The organism is Microbulbifer donghaiensis (assembly GCF_900129095.1).
In the GTDB taxonomy this organism is placed as follows: Bacteria; Pseudomonadota; Gammaproteobacteria; order Pseudomonadales; family Cellvibrionaceae; genus Microbulbifer; species Microbulbifer donghaiensis.
In genome coordinates this window covers 712,919-739,520 of the sequence record NZ_FQVA01000001.1, presented here as the reverse complement: position 1 = coordinate 739,520, position 26,602 = coordinate 712,919, and the positions used below count along the sequence as shown (strand labels likewise).

At 55.9% G+C, this 26,602-nt stretch carries 23 protein-coding genes and 3 tRNA genes; 22 read left to right on the top strand and 4 right to left on the bottom strand.

What is annotated here, in order from left to right:
* The first annotated feature begins 246 nt into the window (after positions 1-246).
* From ihfB to BUC36_RS03055, 8 genes are all read left to right on the top strand, one after another.
* On the top strand, positions 247-555 hold the full coding sequence (gene ihfB / locus BUC36_RS03090; protein WP_073271328.1) for an integration host factor subunit beta: 309 nt from the start codon (positions 247-249) through the stop codon (positions 553-555).
* Between the two features lie 122 nt (positions 556-677).
* A complete protein-coding gene (locus BUC36_RS03085; protein ID WP_234994875.1) occupies positions 678-986 on the top strand; it encodes a lipopolysaccharide assembly protein LapA domain-containing protein in 309 nt (102 codons plus the stop codon).
* 1 nt (position 987) lies between these two features.
* The gene (gene lapB / locus BUC36_RS03080; protein WP_073271322.1) at positions 988-2,178 is read left to right on the top strand and encodes a lipopolysaccharide assembly protein LapB; all 1,191 of its coding nucleotides are present in this window, start codon (positions 988-990) and stop codon (positions 2,176-2,178) included.
* A 58-nt stretch (positions 2,179-2,236) separates the two neighbouring features.
* Positions 2,237-2,947, top strand: coding sequence for an orotidine-5'-phosphate decarboxylase (pyrF, locus tag BUC36_RS03075; RefSeq protein ID WP_234994874.1), 711 nt, complete (start codon positions 2,237-2,239; stop codon positions 2,945-2,947).
* Positions 2,948-3,082: 135 nt separating this feature from the next.
* Entirely contained in the window at positions 3,083-3,391 is a 309-nt protein-coding gene (locus tag BUC36_RS03070; protein WP_073271318.1) for a ComEA family DNA-binding protein, read from the top strand.
* Positions 3,392-3,478: 87 nt separating this feature from the next.
* The gene (locus tag BUC36_RS03065; RefSeq protein ID WP_073271316.1) at positions 3,479-4,405 is read left to right on the top strand and encodes an NAD-dependent epimerase/dehydratase family protein; all 927 of its coding nucleotides are present in this window, start codon (positions 3,479-3,481) and stop codon (positions 4,403-4,405) included.
* Complete coding sequence (locus BUC36_RS03060) at positions 4,405-5,292, top strand: MraY family glycosyltransferase (RefSeq protein ID WP_073271312.1); 888 nt, start codon at positions 4,405-4,407, stop codon at positions 5,290-5,292. The genes BUC36_RS03065 and BUC36_RS03060 overlap by 1 nt, the downstream gene beginning before the upstream one ends.
* A gap of 129 nt (positions 5,293-5,421) precedes the next feature.
* Positions 5,422-7,326, top strand: coding sequence for a polysaccharide biosynthesis protein (locus BUC36_RS03055; protein ID WP_234994873.1), 1,905 nt, complete (start codon positions 5,422-5,424; stop codon positions 7,324-7,326).
* A 523-nt stretch (positions 7,327-7,849) separates the two neighbouring features.
* On the opposite strand, the gene BUC36_RS03050 is transcribed toward BUC36_RS03055, so the two are convergent.
* Positions 7,850-7,925 (bottom strand) — tRNA-Asn (locus BUC36_RS03050).
* Between the two features lie 261 nt (positions 7,926-8,186).
* Here BUC36_RS03050 and uvrB point away from each other — a divergent pair.
* From uvrB to BUC36_RS02980, 14 genes are all read left to right on the top strand, one after another.
* Entirely contained in the window at positions 8,187-10,196 is a 2,010-nt protein-coding gene (uvrB, locus tag BUC36_RS03045) for an excinuclease ABC subunit UvrB (protein ID WP_073271308.1), read from the top strand.
* Positions 10,197-10,454: 258 nt separating this feature from the next.
* Positions 10,455-10,531, top strand: a tRNA-Val gene (locus tag BUC36_RS03040).
* A 206-nt stretch (positions 10,532-10,737) separates the two neighbouring features.
* Entirely contained in the window at positions 10,738-12,666 is a 1,929-nt protein-coding gene (gene thrS / locus BUC36_RS03035; RefSeq protein WP_073271306.1) for a threonine--tRNA ligase, read from the top strand.
* A gap of 8 nt (positions 12,667-12,674) precedes the next feature.
* A complete protein-coding gene (gene infC, locus BUC36_RS03030; protein WP_073271304.1) occupies positions 12,675-13,220 on the top strand; it encodes a translation initiation factor IF-3 in 546 nt (181 codons plus the stop codon).
* Positions 13,221-13,368: 148 nt separating this feature from the next.
* The gene (rpmI, locus tag BUC36_RS03025; protein WP_073271300.1) at positions 13,369-13,563 is read left to right on the top strand and encodes a 50S ribosomal protein L35; all 195 of its coding nucleotides are present in this window, start codon (positions 13,369-13,371) and stop codon (positions 13,561-13,563) included.
* 36 nt (positions 13,564-13,599) lie between these two features.
* The gene (rplT, locus tag BUC36_RS03020; protein WP_073271297.1) at positions 13,600-13,959 is read left to right on the top strand and encodes a 50S ribosomal protein L20; all 360 of its coding nucleotides are present in this window, start codon (positions 13,600-13,602) and stop codon (positions 13,957-13,959) included.
* Between the two features lie 265 nt (positions 13,960-14,224).
* On the top strand, positions 14,225-15,238 hold the full coding sequence (gene pheS / locus BUC36_RS03015; protein ID WP_073271295.1) for a phenylalanine--tRNA ligase subunit alpha: 1,014 nt from the start codon (positions 14,225-14,227) through the stop codon (positions 15,236-15,238).
* Between the two features lie 99 nt (positions 15,239-15,337).
* Positions 15,338-17,725: a phenylalanine--tRNA ligase subunit beta gene (gene pheT / locus BUC36_RS03010; RefSeq protein WP_073271293.1), complete on the top strand. Its 2,388-nt coding sequence runs from the start codon at positions 15,338-15,340 to the stop codon at positions 17,723-17,725.
* A 128-nt stretch (positions 17,726-17,853) separates the two neighbouring features.
* Positions 17,854-18,162 carry an integration host factor subunit alpha gene (gene ihfA / locus BUC36_RS03005; protein ID WP_073271291.1) on the top strand — a complete coding sequence of 103 codons (309 nt, stop codon included), beginning with the start codon at positions 17,854-17,856 and terminating at the stop codon, positions 18,160-18,162.
* Positions 18,140-18,496 carry a MerR family transcriptional regulator gene (locus tag BUC36_RS03000; protein WP_073271289.1) on the top strand — a complete coding sequence of 119 codons (357 nt, stop codon included), beginning with the start codon at positions 18,140-18,142 and terminating at the stop codon, positions 18,494-18,496. The genes ihfA and BUC36_RS03000 overlap by 23 nt, the downstream gene beginning before the upstream one ends.
* 136 nt (positions 18,497-18,632) lie before the next feature.
* Positions 18,633-18,709: transfer RNA gene (locus BUC36_RS02995), tRNA-Pro, on the top strand.
* Positions 18,710-18,936: 227 nt separating this feature from the next.
* Positions 18,937-20,049 carry a phospholipase D family protein gene (locus tag BUC36_RS02990; protein WP_073271287.1) on the top strand — a complete coding sequence of 371 codons (1,113 nt, stop codon included), beginning with the start codon at positions 18,937-18,939 and terminating at the stop codon, positions 20,047-20,049.
* A gap of 8 nt (positions 20,050-20,057) precedes the next feature.
* Positions 20,058-21,416: a DNA adenine methylase gene (locus BUC36_RS02985; protein ID WP_084535539.1), complete on the top strand. Its 1,359-nt coding sequence runs from the start codon at positions 20,058-20,060 to the stop codon at positions 21,414-21,416.
* Between the two features lie 13 nt (positions 21,417-21,429).
* The gene (locus BUC36_RS02980) at positions 21,430-22,545 is read left to right on the top strand and encodes a site-specific DNA-methyltransferase (RefSeq protein ID WP_073271286.1); all 1,116 of its coding nucleotides are present in this window, start codon (positions 21,430-21,432) and stop codon (positions 22,543-22,545) included.
* A 102-nt stretch (positions 22,546-22,647) separates the two neighbouring features.
* Here BUC36_RS02980 and BUC36_RS02975 read toward each other — a convergent pair whose 3' ends face one another.
* The 3 genes from BUC36_RS02975 to BUC36_RS02960 all read right to left on the bottom strand — a co-directional run bounded on the left by BUC36_RS02975 (position 22,648) and on the right by BUC36_RS02960 (position 26,575).
* Positions 22,648-24,303, bottom strand: a complete 1,656-nt coding sequence (locus tag BUC36_RS02975) for a replication endonuclease (protein WP_073271284.1) — start codon at positions 24,301-24,303, stop codon at positions 22,648-22,650.
* A gap of 716 nt (positions 24,304-25,019) precedes the next feature.
* Complete coding sequence (locus BUC36_RS02965; RefSeq protein ID WP_200797174.1) at positions 25,020-25,643, bottom strand: DUF6988 family protein; 624 nt, start codon at positions 25,641-25,643, stop codon at positions 25,020-25,022.
* Positions 25,643-26,575 carry a hypothetical protein gene (locus tag BUC36_RS02960; RefSeq protein WP_073271279.1) on the bottom strand — a complete coding sequence of 311 codons (933 nt, stop codon included), beginning with the start codon at positions 26,573-26,575 and terminating at the stop codon, positions 25,643-25,645. The genes BUC36_RS02965 and BUC36_RS02960 overlap by 1 nt, the downstream gene beginning before the upstream one ends.
* Positions 26,576-26,602 lie beyond the last annotated feature (27 nt).

The window sequence follows — 26,602 nt, the reverse complement described above, 5'->3', positions numbered from 1 at the left end:
CGGCCGGCGGTGCTCGGAATGCTCATGTACTGCAGTACACTCCGCTTCCTGCGCTCCGGCGGTCACCGCCAGCCACCCGCTCGCTACGTTTTGCAGGGGTGTCATAGCTCTTGGTTGTTAAAAGCCCTGAATTGATTGTTTAGGGCAATTTGAGAGCCGGACTGGGGTTGCCCAGTCCGGCTTTCTATTAGATGATTGCCGCTCTAATCTAGAATAATCAATGACTTACAGAAGGTTGCGGGGCGCATGACCAAATCCGAACTGATCGATAGGATTGCGTTGAGGTTGGATCAGCTGCCAGTCAAAGATGTGGAGCTGGCGGTGAAGGTGATGTTGGACACTATGTCGGACGTGCTTTCCCAGGGGGAACGCATAGAGATACGGGGTTTTGGCAGCTTTTCGCTGCACTATCGCGCACCGCGGACCGGCCGCAATCCTAAGACAGGAGATGCGGTGGCGCTCTCCGGCAAATATGTACCCCATTTCAAGCCGGGTAAGGAGCTGCGCGACCGGGTCAATCGCAGTATGCACGACGAGACGGTGACCGAAGTATGATTATTTTGCCCGAGGCTGGCCAAAATGCCGATCGCTGCGGGAAAAGATGGGGCAAGGAAGGCGAGATAGAAACCCCGTCGGATTGTTGAGCTAGTCACACCTGGTGGAACGTGGAGGTTCCCTTGTCATTCTTGCGCTGGTTGATGCGTCTCTTCTACGGATTGTTGGCCCTGCTATGCATTGCCGTCGGGGTCTACTTCGCTGTGGACAATCCCAATGTCATAGCGCCAAGTTTTGCCGGATACGCGCTGCCGTCGGGTAGTGTGGGCTTCTGGTTGATCGGCTTTCTGTTGCTTGGGCTGTTGCTGGGCTTTGTTGTCAGCCTGTTGCCGTTCTATGCGGAGCGCCGTCGCGCACGCGGGCTGGAGCGGCAGTTGCAGCGGCTGGAGCGTGAACTCCAGACAGTACGCCGACAGGTGTCCGGAGACTAACTTGCTCGACCTCACTTTTTTCTTTTTTCTGCTCGCCGCCATCGCTATCGGCTGGATACTGGGGCGCAGAAGCACGAGAAAAAAAGCCGATTGCAGCCAGCAACAGCAGGCGCTGGCGCGCTCTTATGCGCAGGGGCTCAACTACCTGTTGAGCGAGCGTCACGATGACGCCATAGATAAATTTATCGATGCGCTCGAAGTCACCAGCGCAACTTTCGACACGCATCTGGCACTGGGCAATCTGCTGCGCAAGCGCGGTGAACACGACCAGGCCATTCGCGTGCACCAGAACCTGCTCGCGCGCCCGAGCCTTACGCGTGTCAGCCAGCAGAAGGCCCAGCTCGAGCTGGCGCGTGACTATATCGCCGCCGGTTGGCTGGATAGGGCGGAGCGCTTGCTACAGGAACTGGTGGAAACTTCTTCCGAGCTGCGCAATACCAGTCTCGAACATCTGGTGGAGGTCTACCGCGACGAGCGCGAATGGTCGAAAGCCATTCATGCGGTCAATCTCCTGCACGGTCGCCGCTTCAAACGCCTGTCGCCTGAATGGGCGCCGATACAGGCGCATTTCTGCTGTGAGCTGGCGGAGGAGGCGATCAACAACAAGGACTACCTGAGTGCCCGTAAACATATCGATGCTGCGCTTGGGTATGATCGCAACTCCGTGCGCGCCAACCTGCTCTGGGGGAAGCTCGAGTACCTGCTCGGCCGCCCGCGCGAGGCAATCAAGGTTTTGCAGCGGATTCCAAAGCAGAATCCGGACTATATCCCGGAAATTCTCGAGTTGCTGATCACCTGTTACCAGGAGATAGGCGATGAAAAAGGGCTGGATCGCTATCTGGAGTCGCTGTTGCGGGAACACCCGTCAAACAGCGTGCTGATTGCGCTGACCGAGAGAATCCATCGCCATGAAAGCGAGGCGGCTGCTGCGGCCTTTATGGGCAAGCAGCTGGCTCTGCGCCCGTCGTTGCGCGGTCTGGGGCACTTTATTGACTTGCATATCGACACTACTCAGGGGCGGGCGAGAGAGAATCTGTCTCTGCTCAAAACCCTGATTGACCAACTGATTGCCAGTCGACCCCATTACCGCTGCAGTAATTGCGGTTTTTCCGGTAATCAGCTCCACTGGCTCTGCCCCAGTTGTAAGCACTGGGATTCCGTGCGCTCCGTCAAGGGGGTGGAGGGCGAGTGAGCGGTCAACCATTGTCCACGAATAGGGCGCGCCGGGCGCGCTAATGAGAGGTATATCTTTGCAATCTCAGGTTTCTTCCCCTGTCGTTGTCGCGCTGGACTACGACAACGCCGAAGCTGCACTGGCGATGGCGGATCAGCTCGATCCCAGCCTGTGTCGTGTCAAGGTCGGCAAGGAGCTGTTCACCATTGCCGGGCCGCAGCTCGTCAAAGAGTTGGTGTCACGGGACTTTCAGGTTTTCCTCGATCTCAAGTTTCACGATATTCCCAATACTGTCGCCTCCGCGGTGAGAGCGGCTGCAGAGTTGGGGGTCTGGATGGTCAATGTCCATGCGAGTGGCGGTGCGCGTATGATGGCAGCGGCTGTTGAGGCGTTGCGCCCGTATGGCGAGCGTAAACCGCTGCTGATCGGAGTGACTGTCCTGACGAGCACTGCGCCGGAAGAGTTGGCGGCCATCGGCGTGGAGCGCACCCTTGAAGAGCAGGTGTTGTCTCTCGCTGCCCTGGCTGAGGATGCCGGCCTGGATGGTGTCGTTTGTTCTGCGCAGGAAGCTCAGGCTCTGCGCCGCCAATGTGGCGCGGAGTTTGCCCTGGTGACGCCCGGCATCCGTCCGGCCGGCGCTGCCGCCGATGATCAGCGGCGAATCGTGACCCCAGCCCAGGCACTGGAATGGGGGGCCGATTATCTGGTGATCGGTCGGCCGATTACTGCCGCAGCGGACCCGATGCAGGCGTTGCGAAAAATTCTGGCGGAGATCGGCGCGGAATAATCGATGTAACGCTGTTGTAATGGCGTGTAATCATTTAGTGACCAAAGGCGCGCAATGAGTTGGTAAAGTGTCGCGGGTTGGGGGAGTAAACGCAGTCCCAATGTGAAAATAATTAATGTTCACTGGGAGTTCGTAATGAATCTTATCCGTACACCAATTTCTATCATATTCGCCGCGCTGCTTATGATCTGTACCTCGGCACTTGCCGTTGCCGATGACATGCAGACCGATAATACGCAGATGGCTGTAGTAACGGTCAATCTCAACAGCGCCTCGGCTACCGAACTGGCTGAAAAGCTCGAAGGTGTCGGCGCTGCTCGCGCGGAATTGATCGTCAAATACCGCGAGGAGAAGGGGCCATTTACCTCGATTGAGCAGTTGCTCGAGATCAAAGGCATAGGCACCGCAACCCTGGAGAAGAATCGCGACAGGATTCAGCTCTAAATTTAACAATCCGTGCACAGTCGGCAGTTTAGTAGTTGACTGTCGACTAGTGTCTCGGGAAAAGAACTACTGTGGGTAACACAACAGATGGCGCGTTGGGTGGTAATAGGCGGCACTGGATATATCGGCGAGGCACTCTGTCGTCGCCTTGCTTCGGACGGCCAGCTGGTGCTGTCTGTATCTCGCGCCCCCAATGGCCCGGAAGGTTGTGACCACCGATCTCTCTCACTGACGCCCGACGGTGATTTTTCCTCTCTTTTCCAGACCGGTGACCGGGTGATCTACGCGGCCGGACTGGCCGGCAGGTCTGACTGTGAGCGTAGTCCGGGTCTCGCGCGCTGGCTCAACAGTGACTGCCCGACGCTGCTGCTGCGATTTGCGGAAGCCGCGGGTGCCGAGTCTTTTACTTACCTCTCCAGTGTCAAGGCGGTCTGCCCGCCGCAGGGCCGGGTTGCGGATGAGGATACCGGCTCGCCGGCGAAAGATGTCTACGGATACAGCAAGTGGCTGGGCGAGCAGCAGTTGCTGTCCGAACAATGCCGGTGCCGGGTCAACCTGGTTCGTCCGGCAGCGGTTTACGGCTGCGAAAACGAGAATGCCCAAAGAGGTGGTAAAGCCGGGCGCTGGCGGGGGCGGTTGAGTATTCTGGGCCGTTTGGCCCCGGTGTTGCCAGCCAGTGGTCGCCGCAGCGTTATCAATCTTCAGGATCTGGTGCGGGCAATCGTCCTGCTGGCGGAGGCGGAATACTGTGACCGGCAGGTCTATATCGTCGCCGAGCCCAACTATTACGACCTGGCAGGCATCATTCTCGCGTTGACCGGTGTACATGTGCGGACCAGTAGGCGTCTGACTTCCCTGGTACTGGCGCCACTGCGCCCCCTGCGGGGCCTGTCGGTTGTCCGCGCTTTACTTGAGCTGGAGCAGAGCGAACTTTATAGTGCCGCTCGATTGCGTCGCGCACTGCCGTGGCGTGCTGAAGAGAGATACAGCCAGTTTTTGCAAGGGGTTGCCTGATGGAGTTTATGGGGGGGTGGTTGCCCCCAGCGGTACTGGCAGTTGTGGTCAGCTACGGAGTAACCGTTGTGTTGCTGTCCAATTTGCGCGAATTCGCGCTAGACCTGCCGAACCATCGCTCCATGCATGAAACGCCAGTGCCGAGGACTGGTGGCTGGGCGCTAATCGCCGGCTGTTTGGCGGCGCTGGTCGCGAGCCCCGTCTCGTTACCATTGTCATTGATGGCGGGATTTGTGCTGCTGTTGGCCGTCTCGGTAATCGATGACCTGCGGCACGTTGCTGCACGCATCCGCTTTTCAGTCCATTTGCTGGCCGTGGCCCTGGTGCTGTCCGCTTTGCCGCAGCCGCTCACTTGGTGGTGGTACCCGCTGCTCTTACTGGGCGGTGTATGGATGATCAATCTGTACAATTTTATGGATGGTATGGATGGCCTCGCAGGCAGTATGACGGCCATCGGTTTCGCGACATTGGGATTCGTCTCTGGTCTGCGCGGGCAGGGCGATATCGCCGGTGTCTGTACGCTGCTGGTTGTCTGTGCGCTGGTATTCCTGCGCTTCAACTGGCCGTCGGCCAGTATCTTCCTGGGCGATGCGGGCTCCACGACCCTGGGGCTGGCTGTGGTGGCCGTCAGTCTTTACGGTTGGCAGCGCGGTGCTTTTGGTTTGCTGGTGCCAATCATTGTGTTCGCACCCTTCTGGTTGGACGCTAGCTTTACGCTGCTGCGTCGGGTGCTGGCGGGACAGCGCTGGTGGGAAGCGCATCGCGACCATATCTACCAGCGCAGTGCGCTGCGTATTGGGGTGAAAAAAACGCTGTACTGGCAGCTGGGATTTATGTTGAGTACGTCTATACTGGCGCTTGCGTTGGCAATACTCGGCCTGGTGTAACCGGTCGGGACCCTGTGTGGGGCAGGGGGCCGCGAGTGGGGAAATGGGGAAATGGGGAAATGGGGAAAATCTGGGGGCTATGTGACACGCATCTGGCGGACCGTACATAAGCATCATAAGCCGGTTTTGATGCTGCTTTTTGATCTGTTGATGTTGAGCTTCGCCTTTGTGATGGCGATGGCGATCCGGGTCAACGGGCTGTCTCCGGCGCTGGAGGTGGAGATGCTGATCTGCCTGGCGCTGACACTTGCCTCCAGCAGCTTCATCTTTCTACGCCTCGGTCTCTACCGCACGGTCATCCGCTATATGGGGCAGCAGGCCATTGTGGCGGTGCTGCAGGGAGTCACTGCTTCCGCAGTTGTGCTCGCGGTAGCTTCCTATCTTACCTTCGCCGGGGTGCCGCGTTCGGTGCCGGTCATCTACTGGTGTTTCGCCCTGATTGCCGTCGGTGGCTCCCGCTGGCTGGTGCGCATTTATTACCAGATGGCGCTGGAAATTCACAAGACCCGCGTCGCCATTTACGGTGCGGGTACCGCCGGGCTGCAGTTATACAAGGCGCTGGTACACGGCGAAATCTACAAGCCGGTGGCCTTCTTCGATGACAATGCCTCCAAACAGAAGACACTGATCGACGGTGTGCTCGTCTATAACCCGAGCAATATTCTCGACGTGGTGGTGGAGCGCGATATCTCCGAGGTTCTACTGGCGATGCCGGGTGTGCCGAAGCGCCGCCGCCGCGAAATTACCCGCGGCCTGCGCGAGCGCGGGCTGGTGGTTAAGGTGATTCCAGGGCTGGAGGAGCTTGTCGATGGCGCCGGCCGCACTGCCGATGTGTCACAGATCTACGAGAATATCCTTGGCCGCGCGCCGGTCGAGCCGGAAAAGGCCCTGATTGCCGGCTCCATCAGCGGCAAGGTGGTGCTGGTAACCGGTGCGGGCGGTTCTATCGGTTCCGAGTTGTGCCGGCAGATTGCCCTGTGGAGGCCAGCGCACCTGGTGCTGGTGGAATCCTCGGAATATGCGCTTTATCAGATCGAGCGGGAGCTCTACCAGCAACAGCAGGACGAAGGGCATCAGCTGAAGGTGACGGCGCTTCTCGGTGATGTGCGCGATCGCGTACGCATGGCGGAGATTATCGAGAGTTTCTCCATCCACACGATTTACCATGCGGCGGCTTACAAGCATGTGCCGCTGGTGGAGCAGAATGTGGTGCTGGGTGCAGACAACAATGTCCTCGGCACCCTGTCCGTACTGGAGGCGGCCGAGGCCTTTGGCGTCGAGCAGTTCGTGCTGATCTCAACCGATAAAGCGGTGCGCCCCACCAACGTGATGGGGGCGACCAAGCGATTTGCCGAGCTGGTGTGCCAGGATTTCGGGCGCCGTTTTGCCAAGACCCGTGTGTGTATGGTCCGTTTCGGCAATGTGCTCGGCTCATCTGGATCCGTGATTCCGCTGTTTACTGACCAGATTAATGCCGGCGGTCCGGTCACGGTCACGCACCCCAAGGTGACACGTTATTTCATGACTATCCCTGAGGCGGCACAGCTGGTGCTGCAGGCCGGTAGTATGGGGCGCAATGGTGATGTGTTTGTGTTGGATATGGGCGAGCCGGTGCGGATCTACGATCTGGCCAAGCGCCTCATCCAGATCATGGGGCACACGGTGCGGGATGAAGAGAACCCGGATGGCGATATCGAAATCCAAATCACCGGTCTGCGTCCCGGAGAAAAGCTCTACGAAGAATTATTGCTTGGGGACAATGTTTCCGGAACCGACCATCCGATGATCATGCGTGCCGAAGAAGAGCGGCTCGCCAGCGAAAGGCTCCAAACACTGATCGGTGGACTGCGGCAGGCTTGCACCCGGCACGATTGTGAGGAAGTTCACCGGATACTGATGGAGGCCGTAAAAGATTATGCGCCCAAGCAGAGCCTGGTGGATGTGGTTTGGACGCAGCGTCGCGAAAGCAAGCCGGCACCCCAGGTGGGGCAGGTGGAGAGATTGCCGCTGCCGGTGGATGCCGGTCGTCGCTAAGCCCTGGCGAATTTCCATGATGCACGAGAAGCCCTGCAGCATTGCAGGGCTTTTTTGTATCCAGGCACCGATCATCGCGGTGTGTGTCCACCCGGCGCATAACGAAATAAGCCCTTAGCTTTCGCTAAGGGCTTCAGACTATTGATAAACCCCGCATTTCGTTTTGAGCCGGTGCGGTGGCGGCCAAGCACTAGGACGAGTATTTCGAAGCGCTGTGAATACATCCCTGTAAGCTCCGGCGGCGACGTCCTGTCGCCGACGGTTCGAAACACTCGTCCTAGCACTTTGCCTTAAATTTTGACTGTGTAACTTTGTCAGAAAACTGAAGCCCTTAGCTTTCGCTAAGGGCTTTCATGTTTGGCTCCTCCGGCCGCCCATCACAGATGGGCGTCGTTCGACTGCGCGCGACGTATACGTCGCAGACGCTTGCCTCACCCAACTGGGCTCTTCTCGCCCGGCAAATAGTTGAAAGCCAAATAGCAAAAAGGCCCCTCAACTCGCGCTGAGGGGCCTTTTTGCTATTTGGCTCCGCCTGCTGGGCTCGAACCAGCGACCCAATGATTAACAGTCATTTGCTCTACCAACTGAGCTAAGGCGGAATTTCTTAGCGGCTTGCTTGTGTGCAGTGCCGTTCAGATGGCGCGTATATTATAGAGGCCTTTCGTGCGGGTCAACCCCTTTTTTGCACTTTAAGTAATTGATTTGTCAGGAGTTTATTTTTTACTGGTGGTTGAGCGAAAAGTCACCAGCTCGCTCGGGCTGGTGGCAGATGGAACTTTGATCTGTCCTGGATTTGTGGGGCCTGGGAGCAGGCTCTACAATCGCAGATTGCTTTTCAGTTGGTTTTGGCGGTGAGATTTATGGAGTCGCGTCCGTTTGAGGTGGTGTGCAAATACAGTCCGGCGGGTGACCAGCCAGCCGCGATTGAGCAGCTGGTGGAAGGTATAGAGGATGGCCTCAGTCACCAGACACTGCTGGGGGTGACCGGCTCCGGCAAGACTTTCACCATGGCCAATATCGTCGAGCGCCTGCAGCGCCCGGCGATCGTCATGGCCCACAACAAGACGCTGGCGGCGCAGCTGTACGGGGAGTTCAAGGAGTTCTTCCCCAAGAATGCCGTCGAGTATTTCGTTTCCTACTACGACTACTACCAGCCCGAAGCCTATGTGCCGTCATCGGACACCTTTATCGAGAAGGATGCCTCGGTCAACGAGCATATCGAGCAGATGCGGTTGTCCGCGACCAAGGCATTGATCGAGCGCCGCGACGTGATTGTGGTGGCCACCGTTTCCGCGATCTACGGTCTGGGTGATCCGGACAAATACCTGAAGATGGTGCTGCACCTGGATCGCGGTGACCTGGTGGATCAGCGCACGATATTGCGGCGTCTGGCGGAGCTGCAGTACACCCGCAACGACACGGATTTCCGCCGCGCCACCTATCGGGTGCGCGGTGACGTTATCGATATCTATCCGGCGGACTCGGATATGGAGGCAGTGCGGCTGTCCCTGTTCGATGAAGAGATCGAGGAAATCACGCTGTTCGACCCGCTGACCGGGGAGCAGTTGAAGAAGGTCCCTCGGGTGACCATCTTTCCCAAGTCCCACTACGTGACGCCGCGAGAGACCATCGTCAGCGCCATCGACCAGATCAAGGACGAGCTTCGCGACCGTCTGAAACAGTTGCGCGACAACGGCAAGCTGTTGGAGGCGCAGCGCCTGGAGCAGCGCACCAAGTACGACCTGGAGATGATGCAGGAGCTTGGATACTGCAACGGTGTGGAGAATTACTCGCGCTACCTTTCCGGGCGCGAAGCCGGCCGGCCGCCGCCCACGCTGTTTGACTACCTGCCGCACGACGCGCTGCTGTTTATTGACGAGAGTCACGTCACCGTACCGCAGATCGGCGGCATGTACCGCGGCGATCGCTCGCGCAAGGAGACTCTGGTTGAATACGGTTTCCGCCTGCCGTCCGCGCTGGATAACCGGCCGCTCAAATTTGAGGAGTGGGAGCACCTGGCCCCGCAGGCCATTTTCGTGTCCGCGACACCCGGCCCTTACGAGGCGGAGCACGCCGGTCAGGTGGTGGAGCAGGTGGTGCGCCCGACCGGGCTCGTGGATCCCGAAGTCGAGATTCGCCCCGCGTCCACCCAGGTGGACGATGCGCTGTCCGAGATACGCCGCTGTGCGGATGCGGACCAGCGGGTGCTGATTACGGTGCTGACCAAGCGCATGGCGGAGGACCTGACCGAGTACCTGGGTGAGAACGGCGTGCGTGTGCGCTACCTGCACTCGGATATCGACACGGTGGAGCGGGTGGAGATTATTCGCGACCTGCGCATCGGCGAGTTCGATGTGCTGGTCGGTATCAACCTGTTGCGGGAGGGTTTGGATATGCCGGAAGTGGCCCTGGTGGCCATTTTTGATGCGGACAAGGAGGGTTTCCTGCGCTCCGACCGCTCGCTGATCCAGACCATCGGCCGCGCAGCACGCAACCTGGAGGGTCGCGCAATTCTGTATGCGGACAAGGTCACCGATTCGATGAGGCGCGCGCTTGACGAAACCCAGCGCCGCCGCGAAAAGCAGGTGGCATTCAATGCCGAACACGGCATCACGCCGCAGGGCATTCGCAAGAGCGTGGCGGATATCCTCGAGGGCGCGGTAGTTCCCGGTGTGCCGGGCCGGGGGCGGCGCAAGGTGGCCGAAGGGAAGGGCGCCTACAAGGTCGACAAGCAGCCGCTGTCCGACAAGCAGCGCTGGGCGCGCATCGAAGAGCTCGAGGAGCAGATGTACAACCACGCCAAAAACCTGGAATTCGAGGCGGCGGCCAAGCTGCGCGACGAGATTGCCCGCCTCAAGGAGGAGCAGTAGTCGGGGGAGGCAATTCGGGTGGCACCCCTGATGCCGGCCGCCGCCCGGGAAAAAAACCTTGTCGGTAAATATTTCCCGGACGGCCACCGGCATCAGGGGCTCGACATCGGGTTTCGGTCGTTTTCCTGTCCTGTTGGGGTGACCCGCGAAGGCGATCGACGTTTCCGGCAAAGGCGTTCACTAAGTTGTTGAAAACGCTGAAAACCGGTGCTAAAGTTCGCGCTCTTCGCAGCCAGGGGCTCCCCGCTGCAGAGTAGAAGACCCGTAGCTCAGTTGGTTAGAGCGCTGCCTTGACATGGCAGAGGTCAGCGGTTCAAGTCCGCTCGGGTCTACCATTTACCTGCACTTTGCAAATCGACATCCTGTCGCTTCGCAAAGGTCGCTTTGAAAAATCTGCACAAAATGTGATTTTGCTGGTTTTTCAAAGCTCGCGCCGGCCAGGTGCCGGCGGCGGTGCATCCATGCACCGCACTCCCAAAATCAGCTACATACGTTCACGCGGTCTTTGGTAGGGATCGCCACTGATAGATAAGGAAGTACAATGCCTGTTGTCACTCTCCCCGACGGTTCCCGTCGAGAATTTTCCAGCCCTGTTTCCGTATACGACGTTGCCAATGATATCGGCCCCGGTCTCGCCAAAGCTGCGCTTGCCGGTGTGGTCGACGGCAAAGAGGTCGACACCAGCTATGTGATCGACCGCGACGCGGAACTGGCCATTATTACCGATCGCCAGCCGGAGGGGCTGGAGGTTATCCGTCACTCTACCGCGCACCTGCTGGCCCAGGCGGTCAAGCAGCTGTATCCCGGCGCGCAGGTCACCATCGGTCCGGTGATCGAGGACGGCTTCTATTACGATTTCGCCTATGAGCGCCAGTTTACTCCGGAAGATCTGGAGAAAATTGAGCAGCGCATGGAAGAGCTGGCCAAGGAAGATATTCCGGTCAATCGCCGCCTGCTGCCGCGCGACGATGCGGTGAAGTACTTCCGCGAGATGGGTGAGGAGTACAAGGCGGAGATCATCGCCAGTATTCCCACCAACGAAGATATCTCCCTGTACCGCCAGGGTGACTTCGAGGATCTGTGCCGCGGCCCGCATGTGCCGTCCACCGGCAAGCTCAAGGCGTTCAAGCTGACCAAGGTGGCCGGCGCCTACTGGCGCGGCGACGCCAGCAACGAGATGCTGACGCGTGTCTACGGCACCGCCTGGGCCAACAAGAAAGACCTGAAGGCCTACCTGCACCGCATCGAAGAGGCGGAGAAGCGCGACCACCGCAAGCTGGCGAAGAAATACGATCTCTTCCATATCCAGGAAGAGGCGCCGGGCATGGTGTTCTGGCACCCGAATGGCTGGACCATCTACAGCACCATCGAGCAGTACATGCGCCGTCGCCAGCGCGAATACGGCTACAAAGAGATCAAGACCCCGCAGCTGGTGGACTTCTCTCTATGGCGCAAATCCGGTCACGCGGACAAGTTCGGCGACGACATGTTCACCCTCACCAGTGAGGAGCGCCAGTTCGCAATCAAGCCGATGAACTGCCCCTGCCACGTGCAGGTGTTCAACCAGGGATTGCGCAGCTACCGCGATCTGCCGTTGCGTCTGGCGGAATTCGGCTCCTGTCACCGCAGCGAGCCGTCCGGCTCCCTGCACGGCCTCATGCGCGTGCGCGGCTTCGTGCAGGACGACGGTCACATTTTCTGTGCCGAAGGCCAGATCCAGTCGGAAGTGTCCGATTTCATGGAGCTGCTGCACTCCGTGTACAAGGATTTCGGCTTCGACGACGTTATCTACCGCCTTTCCACCCGCCCGGAACAGCGCGTCGGTTCCGACGAGAGCTGGGACAAGGCCGAGAAGGCGCTGGCCAATGCACTGGACGCCGCCGGCCTGCCGTGGGAAGAGCTGCCGGGCGAGGGCGCCTTCTACGGGCCCAAGATCGAGTTCTCCCTGAAGGACTGCCTCGGCCGAGTCTGGCAGTGCGGTACCATTCAGGTGGACTTCTCCATGCCGGGCCGCCTGGACGCCCAGTATGTGGCGGAAGATGGCTCGCGCCAGACCCCGGTCATGCTGCACCGCGCGGCGCTGGGTTCCTTCGAGCGCTTCATCGGTATCCTGATCGAGCACTACGAGGGTGCCTTCCCGACCTGGCTGGCCCCGCAGCAGGTGGCGATCCTGAATATCACTGACCGCCAGGCGGATTTCTGTCGCGATCTGGAAGAGCGCCTCGGCGCCCTGCAGTATCGCGCTGCGGCCGACTTGAGAAACGAGAAGATCGGCTTTAAAATCCGCGAGCACACGCTTCAGCGTGTTCCTTATCTGCTGGTAATCGGCGATAAGGAAGTAGAAAGCCAGACGGTTGCCGTGCGAACACGCAGCGGTGAAGATCTCGGAACCATGACTTTTGAGTCATTCCTCGAGATTCTTGGCCAGGATGTGGATCGCCGCGGCCGTTTGTCTATTTCTGAAAATTAACGGAGACGATAGCTATTAAACGAGAGAGCAAGGGAGGGTCTAAGAAGGCCCGCATCAATGATCAGATCGAGGCGTCGGAAGTTCGCCTCATTGGCGCCGACGGCGAGCAGGTAGGCATTGTCTCCCTGGATGACGCACTGGAAGCCGCGCAGAAAGCCAGTCTGGATCTCGTTGAAATTTCGCCGGACTCCGATCCGATAGTCTGTAAGGTTATGGACTACGGAAAGCACGTGTTTGAGGCCAAAAAGGCCAAGAACGCCGCCAAGAAGAAGCAGAAGCAGCAGCAGATCAAGGAAATGAAGTTCCGCCCCGGTACCGATATCGGGGACTACCAGATCAAACTGCGCAACCTGAGCCGCTTCCTGGAGGCGGGCGACAAGGCCAAGGTATCCCTGCGATTCCGCGGCCGTGAGATGGCGCACCAGGAACTGGGTATGGAAATGATGCAGCGCATCGAGAAAGACCTGGAAGAACTGGGCACCGTGGAGCAGCGGCCGAAGCTGGAAGGCCGCCAGATGATCATGGTGATTGCTCCCATCAAGAAGAAAAAGTGAGATCCTGAGAAGCGCTAAGCTACCCTCAGGTCTCCTTTGAGAAGTGGTTGGGCGACGGCTGCCTCCCCACTCTCGCAACGCCGCCGGCTTCCGGCGGTTATTTGAAAGAAGCCTGTTCGCAGGCACTTAATTACTTTTGGAGTACAAAATGCCGAAAGCAAAAACGCACAGTGGCGCCGCCAAGCGCTTCAAGAAGACGGCTGCGGGCTACAAGCACAAGCACGCTAACAAGAGCCACATCCTCACCAAGATGACCACCAAGCGTAAGCGTCAGCTGCGCGGCACTCAGACCATGAACAAGTCTGACGCCACCCTGGTCGATCGCATGCTGCGCGCCAAGTAATTGGCTCATCGCTAAAAGGTTTAAGAGGATAGAGTTATGGCCCGTGTAAAACGTGGTGTAGAGGCGCGTCGTCGTCACAAGAAAATTCTGAAGCAAGCTAAAGGTTATTACGGTGCGCGTTCGCGCGTATTCCGCGTAGCCAAGCAGGCGGTGATCAAAGCCGGCCAGTACGCTTACCGCGACCGTCGTGTCAAGAAGCGTAACTTCCGCGCTCTGTGGATCACTCGTATCAACGCCCAGTCCCGCTCTGAAGGCCTGAGCTACAGCCGCCTGATTGCCGGCCTGAAAAAGGCCGACATCGCACTGGATCGCCGTGTTCTGGCCGATCTGGCGGTTTACGACAAAGCCGCTTTTGCTGCCGTAGTTGAAAAAGCCAAGGCAGCCCTGGCAGCGTAAGCTGTCACTTCAGTTGCAAGACTGAATACAAAAAATAGGGAAGGGCTGTTTGGCCCTTCCCTATTTTTTTATGGGGTATCCGCTATTTTTTACCGATAGCGGTAATGGGGCGGAGTTCAACACGGCCAAGTTAAGACGGCCCCTTGTGGGAGCCAGCCCTGCTGGCGAAAGGGTGGTGTTGCGCCGCGGTGATCGCCTGCAGGGCAGGCTCCCACATAGAATGACGCAGAAACAATTAGAGTTAACTTGGAACGGGAATAGTTCGATGCAAGATTTGCAGTCCCTCACCGATCAGGCGCTGGAGCTGGTGGAGCAGGCTGACGGCCTGGCGGCACTGGACCAGGTGCGCGTGGATTACCTGGGCAAGAAGGGGCAGCTCACCGCGCTGCTGAAGGGCCTGGGCAAGCTGTCTGCCGAAGAGCGCCCGGCTGCCGGGGCGAAAATCAACGAAGCCAAGCAGCAGGTGCAGGAAAAAATCAACGCGCGCCGCAACGAGCTGGAGCAGGCCGCGATCAACGCCAAGCTGGCCGAAGAGACCATCGACGTGACCCTGCCGGGCCGCGGCGAAGAGCAGGGCAATGCGCATCCGGTCACCCGCACCATGCGCCGTATCGAAGAGCTGTTCGTACGCCTCGGTTTCTCCGTGGAAGAGGGACCGGAGATCGAAGACGACTACCACAACTTCGAAGCGCTCAATATTCCCGCGCACCACCCGGCGCGCGCGATGCACGACACCTTCTATATCGATCCGTCCACGGTACTGCGCACCCACACCTCGCCGGTGCAGATCCGCACCATGGAAAAGGCCGCGCCGCCGATCCGTATTATCTGTCCGGGCCGCGTATACCGCTGCGACTCCGACGTCACCCACTCGCCCATGTTCCACCAGGTGGAAGGGCTGGTAGTGGACAAGGGCGTGAGCTTCGCGCACCTGAAAGGCTGTGTGGACCAGTTCCTGAAAGCATTTTTTGAAGCGGACGTGCCGGTGCGTTTCCGCCCGTCCTACTTCCCGTTTACCGAGCCGTCTGCCGAGGTGGACATCCAGTGCACCGCCTGCGGCGGCGAGGGCTGCCGCGTGTGTTCCGGCACCGGCTGGCTGGAAGTCATGGGTTGCGGCATGGTGCACCCGAACGTGTTCGCTTCCTGCAATATCGACAGCGAAACCTATTCCGGCTTCGCCTTTGGCATGGGGGTAGAGCGCCTGGCGATGCTGCGCTACGGCGTCAACGACCTGCGCCTGTTCTTCGACAACGACCTGCGCTTCCTGAAACAGTTTTAATCCCGGAACCGCGGAGCTCGCACTCCGCCAGCGAAATATTTGTAGGGTGGGCAAAGCGAAGCGTGCCCATCACCAAGAATTCAGAACAGAGACTCGGATATGAAATTCAGCAACTCCTGGCTGCGGGAATGGGTAAACCCGCAACTGACCGCGCAGGAACTGGCCGACCAGATCACCATGGCCGGCCTGGAAGTGGATGGCGTTGAGAAAGTCGCAGGTGAATTTTCCGGCGTAGTCGTGGGCGAGATACTCGCCGCCGAACAGCACCCGGACGCGGACAAGCTGCGTGTGTGCAAAGTGGCCGGCCACCCGGACGGCGAGATGCAGGTCGTGTGCGGTGCCCCCAATGCGCGCGTCGGCATCAAGATTCCGTTCGCACTGGTCGGCGCCATGCTGCCGGGCGATTTCAAGATCAAGAAGGCCAAGCTGCGCGGCGTCGAGAGCTTCGGCATGCTGTGCGCCCAGACCGAGCTGGAGCTGGGTGAAGACAGCGACGGCATCTGGGAACTGCCGGAAGACGCGCCCACGGGCGAGGACCTGCGCAAATACCTGCAGCTGGACGATGAGACCATCGAGGTGGACCTGACCCCGAACCGCTCCGACTGCCTCGGTATCGCCGGTATCGCCCGCGAAGTGGGTGTGCTGAACCGCTGCGCGGTCAGCGGCCCGGAGATCGCTCCGGTTGCGCAGCAGATCGACGACAGCCTGCCGGTCTCGCTGATGGCGGAAGAGGCCTGTCCGCGCTATGTGGGGCGCGTGATCCGCAATATCGATATCACTGCCACCACGCCGATGTGGATGCAGGAGCGCCTGCGCCGCAGCGGCCTGCGCTCCATCGATCCGGTGGTGGACGTGACCAACTATGTGCTGCTTGAGCTGGGCCAGCCGATGCACGCTTTCGACCTGCAGAAGCTGAAGGGCGGCATCAAGGTGCGCCTGGCAGAGCAGGGCGAAGAGCTGACCCTGCTGGACGGCCAGGAAGTGAAACTGCAGGCCGGCACTCTGCTGATCACCGATGAAGAGAAGCCGCTAGCAATGGCCGGCATTATGGGTGGCCTGGATTCCTCCGTGACCGAGAGCACCCGCGATATCTTCCTCGAGAGCGCCTTCTTCAGCCCGCTGGCCATCGCCGGCAAGGCGCGCTCCTACGGTCTGCACACCGATTCCTCGCACCGCTTCGAGCGCGGTGTCGACTACCGCCTGCAGGAAAAGGCGGTCGAGCGTGCCACCCAGCTGCTGCTGGATATCGTCGGCGGCGAACCGGGCCCGGTACACCTGCGTGAGCTGAGCGAAGTCATGCCCGCCGAGCGCCATATCACCCTGCGCCGCGCGCGGGTAGAGCAGGGCCTGGGGGTTGCCCTGGGCGATGACGAGATCGTCGATATCCTGACCCGCCTGGGCCTGGAGAAGATCGAGCAGAACGCCGACGGCTGGACCTTCCTGGTGCCGAGCTTCCGCTTCGATATCGCCATCGAGGCCGACCTGCTCGAAGAGCTGGCGCGGGTCTACGGCTACAACCGCATTCCGAGTGAGAGCTTCACCGCCGCACTGGATATAGTGCCGCAGCAGGAGAGCGAGATTGCACAAGACGCGCTGGAGCAGACCCTGCTGGCGCGCGGCTACAACGAGGCGATCACCTTCAGCTTTATCGACAGCGACTCCGCCGCGCTCTTCGACCCGAAAGCCGAGCCGGTGGCGCTGCAGAACCCGATCAGCGCCGAGCTGGCGGTGATGCGCACCTCGCTGATTCCCGGCCTGTGCAAGTCGCTGCAGTACAACCTGAACCGCCAGCAGAACCGCGTGCGCCTGTTCGAGACCGGCCTGCGGTTCGTACCCCCCGGTAATTCGGAGCGCGAGCTGAAGCAGGAGCCGATGGTGGCCGGCCTGATCTACGGCAACCGCTTCGCGGAGAACTGGACCGGAGGCAAGGATCTGGTCGATTTCTTCGACATCAAGGCCGACATCGAAGCCCTGCTGGCCCACTGCAGTGCCGAGGACGAGTTCCGCTTCGAAGCCGGCGAGCACTCGGCCCTGCACCCGGGCCAGTGCGCCAGGATCCTTCGCGGTGACGTCGAGGTTGGCGTAGTGGGGGCCCTGCACCCGCAGCTGCAGAAGAAGCTGGACCTGCCCAAGGCCGCGTTCGTGTTCGAGCTGAGCCTCGAGGCTCTCGGCCAGGCCCGCCTGCCGGCGTTCCGCCCGCTGTCCAGGTTCCCGGAAGTGCGCCGCGATCTGGCCCTGCTGATCGACGCCGATGTGCCGGCCGCCAGCATGGTGGAAACAGCCGTTGAAGCAGCCGGCGAAACTTTGACGGACCTCAAGGTTTTTGACGTTTATCAGGGCAAAGGCATTGATTTCAATAGAAAAAGTGTCGCCATGGGCTTGACCTTTCAGCATCCCTCGCGCACCCTTAACGACGACGAAATCAATGCCGCCGTGGATGCGGTGGTCGGCAAATTAGAACAAAAATACAACGCCAGCCTGCGCTAGTGGAGTCAGATGCTCCGGGGTGCAGGTTGTCTGGCATCCCGAGAGCGTCTGCTACCGGGTTGAAGCCGCCGCGGTTTGGGCCGCTTCCGATCTGGAGTCGACGCCTCTGAATCTGTTGGTAGGAACCAATGACAGAGGCACTGACCAAGGCCGGGCTCGCCGAAAAGCTGTACGAAGAGCTGGGTTTTAATAAACGCGAAGCCAAAGAAATCGTCGAATTTTTTTTCGAGGAAATCCGCAACGCGCTGGAAAATAACGAGCAGGTAAAGCTGTCCGGTTTCGGCAATTTCGACCTGCGTGATAAAAGCCAGCGACCGGGCCGCAACCCCAAGACCGGAGAGGAAATCCCTATTTCCGCGCGCAGGGTAGTGACCTTCAAACCGGGACAGAAACTCAAGGCACGAGTAGAAGAAGATGCTGGAAGCGAGTCACAATAGCGAATTGCCAACTATCCCCGGCAAGCGCTATTTCACTATTGGCGAAGTCAGCGAATTGTGCGCCGTGAAACCCCACGTGCTGCGCTACTGGGAGCAGGAGTTCCCCCAGCTGAGCCCGGTCAAACGCCGCGGTAACCGCCGTTACTATCAGCACCAGGACGTTATCCTGATCCGCCAGATCCGCGCTCTGCTGTACGAAGAGGGCTACACCATCGGCGGCGCCCGCCTGCAAATGGAGAGCGGCAGCGACAAGGCCGAGACAGTGCAGGTACAGCAGATCATCCCGCAGGTCATCGCCGAGCTGGAGAGCGTACTGACCCTGCTGGAGGCCTGATTTTCCACTTAATTGAAGGGCGCAAATCCGGGCTTGCAATCCCCCGCCACTAATGTATGATTTGCGCCTCATCGCAGTGCGATGCCCCTTATAAATCAATCACTTACGTTGTTTTAGGTGCTTGATTTCTCTCCGTCGGAGTGTAGCGCAGCCTGGTAGCGCACCACACTGGGGGTGTGGTGGTCGTCGGTTCAAATCCGGCCACTCCGACCATAAAACCGTTGTAAATCAGCGACTTAGAAGCCCGCCTCTTGAGCGGGCTTTTTTGTGTCTTCAGTTTAAGTCCATATTAAGTCCATGTGAGTAGCAAGTAAGTTAAAATGTCACGTGACATAGGAGCCGCGAAGGCTGTGATACAAATCAGGGCATCATGAATAGTGGTAGGTGATAGGGGTATGTGAAATCTGCCTCAGTATTACATCGGTGAAAGGAAAAAAATAATGCTTCATATACAAGACCCGATCTTTACCCGGTCATATTCAACTCACGAAGCGCTAATAAATACTTGCTCAAGCTCAATTGCCGGGTATGGCGCATTCGCATTCGCATCCGCGACAGGGGTTGAGCTGTTGTTCAATGATGAAGTATTCGATGCGCTTCTGGAGCGGGGGGAGTACTCTCTCGTCCTTGGGATTGATGAAATAACGAACGCTGCGTGCTTGGAGTCTTTGGATCGGATTCAGCAGCGTAGACCTAGTCTTAATGTACAAGCGTTTCTGCATGACGAGCCTTCACTATTCCATCCTAAATTCAGTTTTTTTAAGAACGAAGAAGATCTGGGCTCATTGATCGTCGGCTCCGGGAACTTGACTTTAGGGGGCCTTCGGAAAAATCGCGAGGGTTTTGCGGTTATAGAGTTGGAGCAAGATCAAACTAGAGCAATAGAGTCTTATTGGAGTTCTTGGCTAGCCGAATCTGGAGATCGGCTGAGGCCGATTTCCGATGACCTTGTAATTCAGAAGGTTAGGCAAAATCAACTCAGAAGGCGCGCTGGTGTGGTGCGTAGAGTGGAGCGGGAAGAGGAGTCGGAGAGTCCTGAAGTTGTGGCCTCCGGCGCCGCAGACCTAGATTCAGAATGGAGCTTTTCCGCTAGTAGCAAAGTGTTGTTTGCCGAAATTCCAAGGAGTGGGGACCGTTGGAAGCAGGCAAATTTTGATGTCGGAACGTTTCAGGAATTTTTTGGTGCAATTCCCGGGGATAACAGCCAGAGGGTTTTGCTCAGAAATGTAAATGCAGATGGAACTCTGGCGCACGTAGAAGTGAGGCAAAGTGTTTCTGTTAAAAGTCAAAATTACCGTTTTGAATTAGATGCGGCATCGGGAATCAGTTACCCGGATACGGGAAAGCCTATCGGTATTTTTGTTCAAGTAAGTACTCGAGTATTCCTCTACCATCTTTTTTTACCTGGTGACTCACACTATGAAACATTGGTCGCTTGGATGGATGAAAATTGGGATGGTCGGGCTGACAGAATGAAGAGAATAGTTGCGCAAATTTCTGATGTTGAATCAATGATTAATGAAACTGTATTTAGTCAGTATAAGGGTTGGTAGAGTCTAGAATGACGATGCAAGAGAGTTTGCCGCTTGATATTTCTGTGGGCTCGCAAAAGCTACCTTTTAGAACCGTTCACTACCTGGGAAGCAAGTTGAGGTTCCTGGACTTCATAAAGGCGGTTGTAGATGATGTAGCACCTGAAGGGGGCGGCGTTTGTGATTTGTTCGCTGGCTCTGGATCAGTTAGTCAGTACCTCTCCAGGGATAGGAAGGTAGTATCAGTAGATATTCAAGAATATTCGCGGGTTATTTGTTCGGCGTTGCTTAAGCCAGTAAATAATGACGCCGCTCTCAAGTGCTCGCGAAAAATCTCTAGCTCGGATCTCTTCGATCAATATTATGCAATATTGCGCCCAATGATTGATCTGGAAGAGAGGATAGTTAATGGGGATTTATCTTCAAACCCAGAGGTGGTTTGTGATTTTCTCGAATCCTCATCTTTGTACTCTTCGATTAACAGTGAAGAATCTGTCAAACATGAAGAAATAAAAAAGGCACTATCTGAGGTCGCATACAGAGTTAAGGGGCTCGATAAAAACTGCCTGTTGGCGTCTATATACTTTGGGGGCATTTACTTTTCTTTCAGGCAGGCGCTGGAATTGGATGTCATTTTGGATTCATTAAAAGGAGTCGACGCAAGGAATCGCGATACGCTGATGGCGTCAGCTTTAAGTACCGCAAGTGACATCGTAAATACTGTCGGCAAGCAATTCGCTCAGCCAATTCGCCCCAGAAATAAAAGCGGCCAGCCGAAGAAAGGGATATTGAACCAGGTCAGAAAAGATCGAAATTTGAAAGTGTTGCCTATTTTTGAAGCTTGGATCAATAAATATACTAGCAGTCAAGCAGGAGATTTTTCGCATCAAGTTCTGCGAATGGATTTTAGAGAAGCGTTGAATCACTTGGACGACGATATTTCAGTAGTGTATGCGGATCCGCCCTATACAAGGGATCACTATAGCCGTTTTTATCATGGGCTCGAGACAATCGCTAAGATGGATTTTCCAGCGGTATCCACCACAAATATAGGTGGCGCCACTCGATTGAGCCGGGGGCTGTATAGAGAGGATAGGCATCAGTCTGATTTTTGTATTAGGTCTAAGGCTCCTGGAGCGTTTAGAGAATTGTTTGCGTCTGTAGCTAGCAGACAAAAGATATTGCTGCTTTCGTATTCTCCCTATGATAAAAGCAAGGGTGCACATCCTAGAGTGGTGGAGCTGGAGTTTCTGTTAGATTTGGCCAGTGAGTACTTTTCTACGGTTGAACTGCGCTCACCTGGAAAATTTTCGCATAGTAAGTTAAATCGCTCAGATCTTCATCTTCAGTCCGAAGACGTAGCTGAAGTATTAATTGTCTGTAGGTAGTGGTATCTGTCCTATGCTTAAAAAAATCAAGAAATACTCTTCACCAAAAACTGATGGGAAAACCAGAAAAATAATTCTGGGTGATAATTTAGATGTTTTATCTGCTCTCAGGGCAGATTATAAATCTAAAGTTAAGTGTGTATATATTGATCCCCCCTACAATAATGGAGAAAAGTATACTCATTATGACGATAGTACCCACGATTTATGGTTGTCTGACCTTAAAAAAAGACTTAAGAGCTTAAGAGATTTCTTGCGTGATGATGGAAGTATATGGATATCAATTGACGATGGGGAGGTTCACTACCTAAAAGTTGCAGCTGATGAAGTTTTTGGTAGAAAGAATTTTATTACAACTGTAGTTTGGCAGCAGCGAACGACCAGAGAGAATAGAAAGCATTTTTCAAATAACCACGAATATATTTTGGTTTATGCGAAGGAAAGAAAAAAATTTGTAGCGTCAATAAATAAGCTGCCGCCAACCGATGACGTATTGAGTAGGTACAAAAATCCAGATAATGATCCCAAAGGACCTTGGCAGTCAGTGTCTGTTAATGTTCAAGCTGGACATGCAGTTAAAAGTCAATTTTACAAGTTGGTTTCTCCTGCCGGTGTTGTTCATGCTCCTCCTAATGGAAGGTGCTGGGCATATAACGAAAGTAAAATGTTGGGGCTTATTGAGGAGGGGAGAATATGGTTTGGAAAAGATGGGGCAGGAGTTCCGAGGCTAAAGAAATATCTTTCTGAGTCGCGCCCAGGTTTGACTCCTGAGACGCTGTGGTTTGCAGACACGGTGGGGACTAATAAAGAGGCTAAGAAACACTTACTTAAACTGTTTCCCGGGAAGGATGTTTTTGATACACCTAAGCCTGAAAGGTTAATTCAGCAGATCTTCGAGATAGCTACGAACGAGGGAGACCTTATCCTCGACTCATATTTGGGGGCTGGAGCATCGGTTGCGGTTGCCCACAAAATGAAAAGGCAATATATCGGAATCGATAAAGGCCAGCATATCATTGATTATGTCATTGAAAGGCAGAAAATGGTTATGAATGGTACGGGATACGGCGTTTTGGAAAGAGTGTCGGACAAGACTGAAGGGTTTGAGTTTTTCAAGTTTTCGGGATAGGTATCAATTCGTTTGAGAGGATGGTTTTTTCCCCATTTTCGAGTCTTATTTTTTCTTAATCTCTTCTCAAAGATACCGATCGAGAAAACGCCTGCCGTACACTTATTGACAGTACTCCAAGGGAGGGGCGTTCGCCCCTCCTATTGCTTCCGCCTCTGCGCCGCTGCTCGGGTAGTCGGCTACAGGTCGAACTGTCCATTCGTGGAAGCGAGTGATAACCCAGGACTTCGCCTGGAATAGCAGGCCGATCAATTTTTGAGCTTCTTGGCCGTATTTGTTTACACCTTCTTTGACTACGTGCAAAGCTCGCAATGGCAGGCTGGCCCGTTCTGGAGTGGGGCCGCCGGATAGCTCAGTGAAGGTTTCCCAGTCCCCTTTGTCCGCAGCATCGATGAGCCCTTTCAATAGTCCACTATCTATCGAGTCTAGGGCGGCTTCGGCATGCTCACTGTGTGCGAGCCGGCGTGACTCTCGCCAGGCGGTGACGCTGGGGCCGCCGATCTGCTGGAACTGACGTATCTTCCAGGTGGACGCCCAGGCTCGGATGCGGATGGCACTCTGAATTGCGTCATGTCCATATAGGTCTTCGCCGACCTGCTCACCGTCGATATTCTTGGCTATGTATTTAGCGATATAGCCCGCAGCAGTGCCTTTGTTCGGGTCTATGTATTTGACGGTGAAGCGCCGTTCCTGGGCTCCGGGTTCGTTGCCGTCTATCTCCAGCGCGTAGTGGCGGAAGATACTGAGTGCCTCCTTGACCTGCTCGGGTGCAAGGAACAAGAGCATGTGCCAGTGCGGGCAACCGTCGTGATGTGGTTCAACCACGCGGAAACCATAGGGTTGGATCTGGCTTCGCTTTAGTTTCGCTCGGATCTTGGCCCACTGTTGGTTGAAGTACGCCTGGACTTCGGCTGGGTTGGCGCCGTTGTACCGTGGGTTTGGCTTGCAGTTGGCGGACAAGTGGCTGTGGTACTTGGAGGGGGCGGTAAGAGTAAGGAATACGCCTTCCTCACCACGCTTCTGGGAGATCGCTTCAAAGCCAGCCATACGAGTCATGAGTTCGCTTCGCCGGTTGGCCAGATTCGCTACACTTCGCTTCGCTACATCGAGCAAGTTGAAGACTTCGCCTAGCTCGTTCACCGCTTCCAAAGCGGCCAGCACCGCTTCATTTCGCTTCCATTGAGCGAGCTTTCGGTTCACCCCATGGTTACTGGCATAGATCCCTGATCGTTTGTTGACCAAGCCAAGCTCGATATGGACTGCTTCCAAGTAAGTGTCTTGAAGCGCTCGAACGCCTCGCCGCCACCAGTCGGGGCAGAATACACGGGCGAGCGCCGGCATTATCTCTTCTTGGCTTGCCTGGAGAGGATCGGGATGGGGAAAGGTCAGCTGGCAGTTCTCGACGCTCTTAATCGCCTTGCGTAGTCCATTCCTGTATCGCCCGGCCTTGTTCTCCCTAAAGAACATAGCTTTAAGCATCTTGGCCTTGTGCTGGGCGAAGTGCCGTACATCGTCATCAGGGGATGTCATCAACAATCCTTCAAATGACTTCCCAAGCTTTAGGGTCTCGTGGATTTTTCGTAGGGTCTGATTAGCCTTTACGTGCCCCTCCGCGAAGGCAATGCGTTTGTAGTGTTGGGCGAGAGCAAGGCAGATGAACTCGTGTGACTTGAATATGTGGGCTCTGAAAGCGCGACACTCGTGGGTCCCGAAGCCTTCGGTGATTTGTAGAGCCTCGTCGACGGCGAACTCAGTCACGGGACTCAGACCCCTTTAGCGCGAGCGTAGGTTCTCGTGAGGGTTGGTGGCCTATAGGTAGAGCGTGGGGCTTAGCCCATTGGCCTATAGGTCGGACATGGCCTATAGGTCCCTGCAGGGTTCCAGGCAGGGTCAAAACAGGGTTAAGGCTATAAGCCAAACAGGGTTTTGCGAGCTTTGGGCTATAGGCCGGATCTGATACGACAGCCATGCTATAGCCCCATCTGACCCAAATGGTCCAACTTCTGTTGTTCGTCCAACCATTGGTCCAGGTCTTCCCGTAGGTAGCGAACTGAGCGACCGATCTTGATGAAGGGCGGTGCAGGTGTACGAGAGTCCCGTTTGCCATCCATACGGGACTGGCGAAGAAATGACCGGCTCATACAGATGTATTGAGCGGCCTGTGCCTCCGAGAGGGATCTGGGTAGCAGGGCTTGTTTACCAGTAGTCATCAGTTGTCTCACCAAGCTTTTGAAGTCGATGATCTAACCGTAAGTGCTGGAATGGGGCGTTAAGCCCAGAGTTAAAAAATCGGGCTCAGCGTTAATTTTTAACCCTTTGGGTTAACCGAACTGGACCCTCCGCTTAACCGAAAGTGAACCGAAAGTGAACCGAAAGTGAACCGAATGGTGAAGCGAACGGTGAAGAAGTGATGCGAAGTGATGCGAGCAGGGCACCCGCAGCTTGAGGTTGGTTAAAATGTGAACGCTTGAGTGTTAGGCTGGAAGGAGGATAGGGAGACAGTCTGCGTACTTTCTCTGCAATTCAGTAAGCTTGCCTCTTTGCTCAATATCGCCCGATAGGATGATCATAAGCATGGCGACCATGGTAGAGATCGCATTAGAGGTTTGAAGCATATTCAGGATGAGACTGGGTGGGAAACCGATTGCGTGTGTTTGAAATGCAAACACGCCTCCGTGAACGAATGAACAAAGGGGTTGCCAATGGCACTCTTTGAACTCGTTGAGCATGGATGTGGCTTCTCGAGGTGCCTTTCCCTCCAGTTCCTCTAGCATCTGACTCAGCCCAGGAGTCTTGTTTAACTGCTTAAAATTATCTATTGATATTGGTGTGAAGAGATTTTCTATTGCCTTCTCTGGAGCGCTATAGAGGCACCACATCCCCTTAACCAGTACTTCGAACTGAAGTCTAAGAAGGCTAATTGCAGCATTGTATTTTTCAGCCGCAACCAAGTACTTCACAGATTCTGCGTATTCAAATGCCAAACTGCACATTGCATGGCTTGCGACAAAATTTGCAGAATCATCGCGCAGCCCAAGCTGGAAAAACTGGCCTAACTCGGCCTCCAGTTCATAAGATTTTTTTAATAGCCTTTCCATTAGTTATTCTTTTCATCCTCTTTAAGTTTGCCGCGGACTTTGCTGAGAGTAGGGGCGAAAGAGTTAAATTTTAGATAGCTCGTATTTCCGTGCCTACTTTTCCACTCCAGTTCAGTTGGGCTTATTGCCTGTATGATGCCATCGAGATCGAAAGCGGCCTCATCGGACTCGAAGTCTTTCTCCAGCAGCGTCCAAGCATGCTTGGCCTTGATTTCTGGCGAGTGCTTAATTACTCGTGTTAACAGGGTATGGAACTGGTTTTCCTTCTTCCCATTTGTCGTCGTAGATACTACGACCTTATCTTCCTTGAGAGATTGTTGATATTGATCAATCTCAGAAGCTGGTATCCGTAGCGAATTTGGGTGGATTTCAGAGTTTGTTTTGAAATCTAGCATCAGGCCGTTTTTCTCAGGAAGCTCCTTCAAGGCCTTATCTGTAGCCTCTTCGCCCTTATATACAGTGGCAATCTGGCGAATGAAATCATTAACCGTATCGTGAAGTGGGGTGAATTCCTTTGGTAAGGGCGTTGCGCAAAGGCGGTGGAGAGGGATTTCATCCCTTGCGAGAGGTCGCCACTCCTTTAAGTGCCCGTGGGGCACTGGGCGCTGAAACGGATAAGCGCTATTCCAATGGGAAATACCACTCTCATCGAGCAGCCGGCCCCATCCGTTACCAACATTGGAAGAACTGCCGTCTAGGAGGTTGGCAACTGTGCTAAAAGCAACAGTCATATGGCCGCGATAAGTGCAGGTGGCGAGGCCTACCCATTCTCCTGACTCTCTCGGAAGGAAGAGGAGTATTTGCCTGGGCTCTGTATAGATAACAGGCTTCAACTTCTTGGTTCTTATCTCGTGCTGGAGCTCCGACGGGCGCAAGGACATGATGTCTTGAGCTTCCGCGAAGGTATAACAGAGTCCTGTGTAATCTTTCATAGCAGTTCTATATAGAGCAGGTTGGTA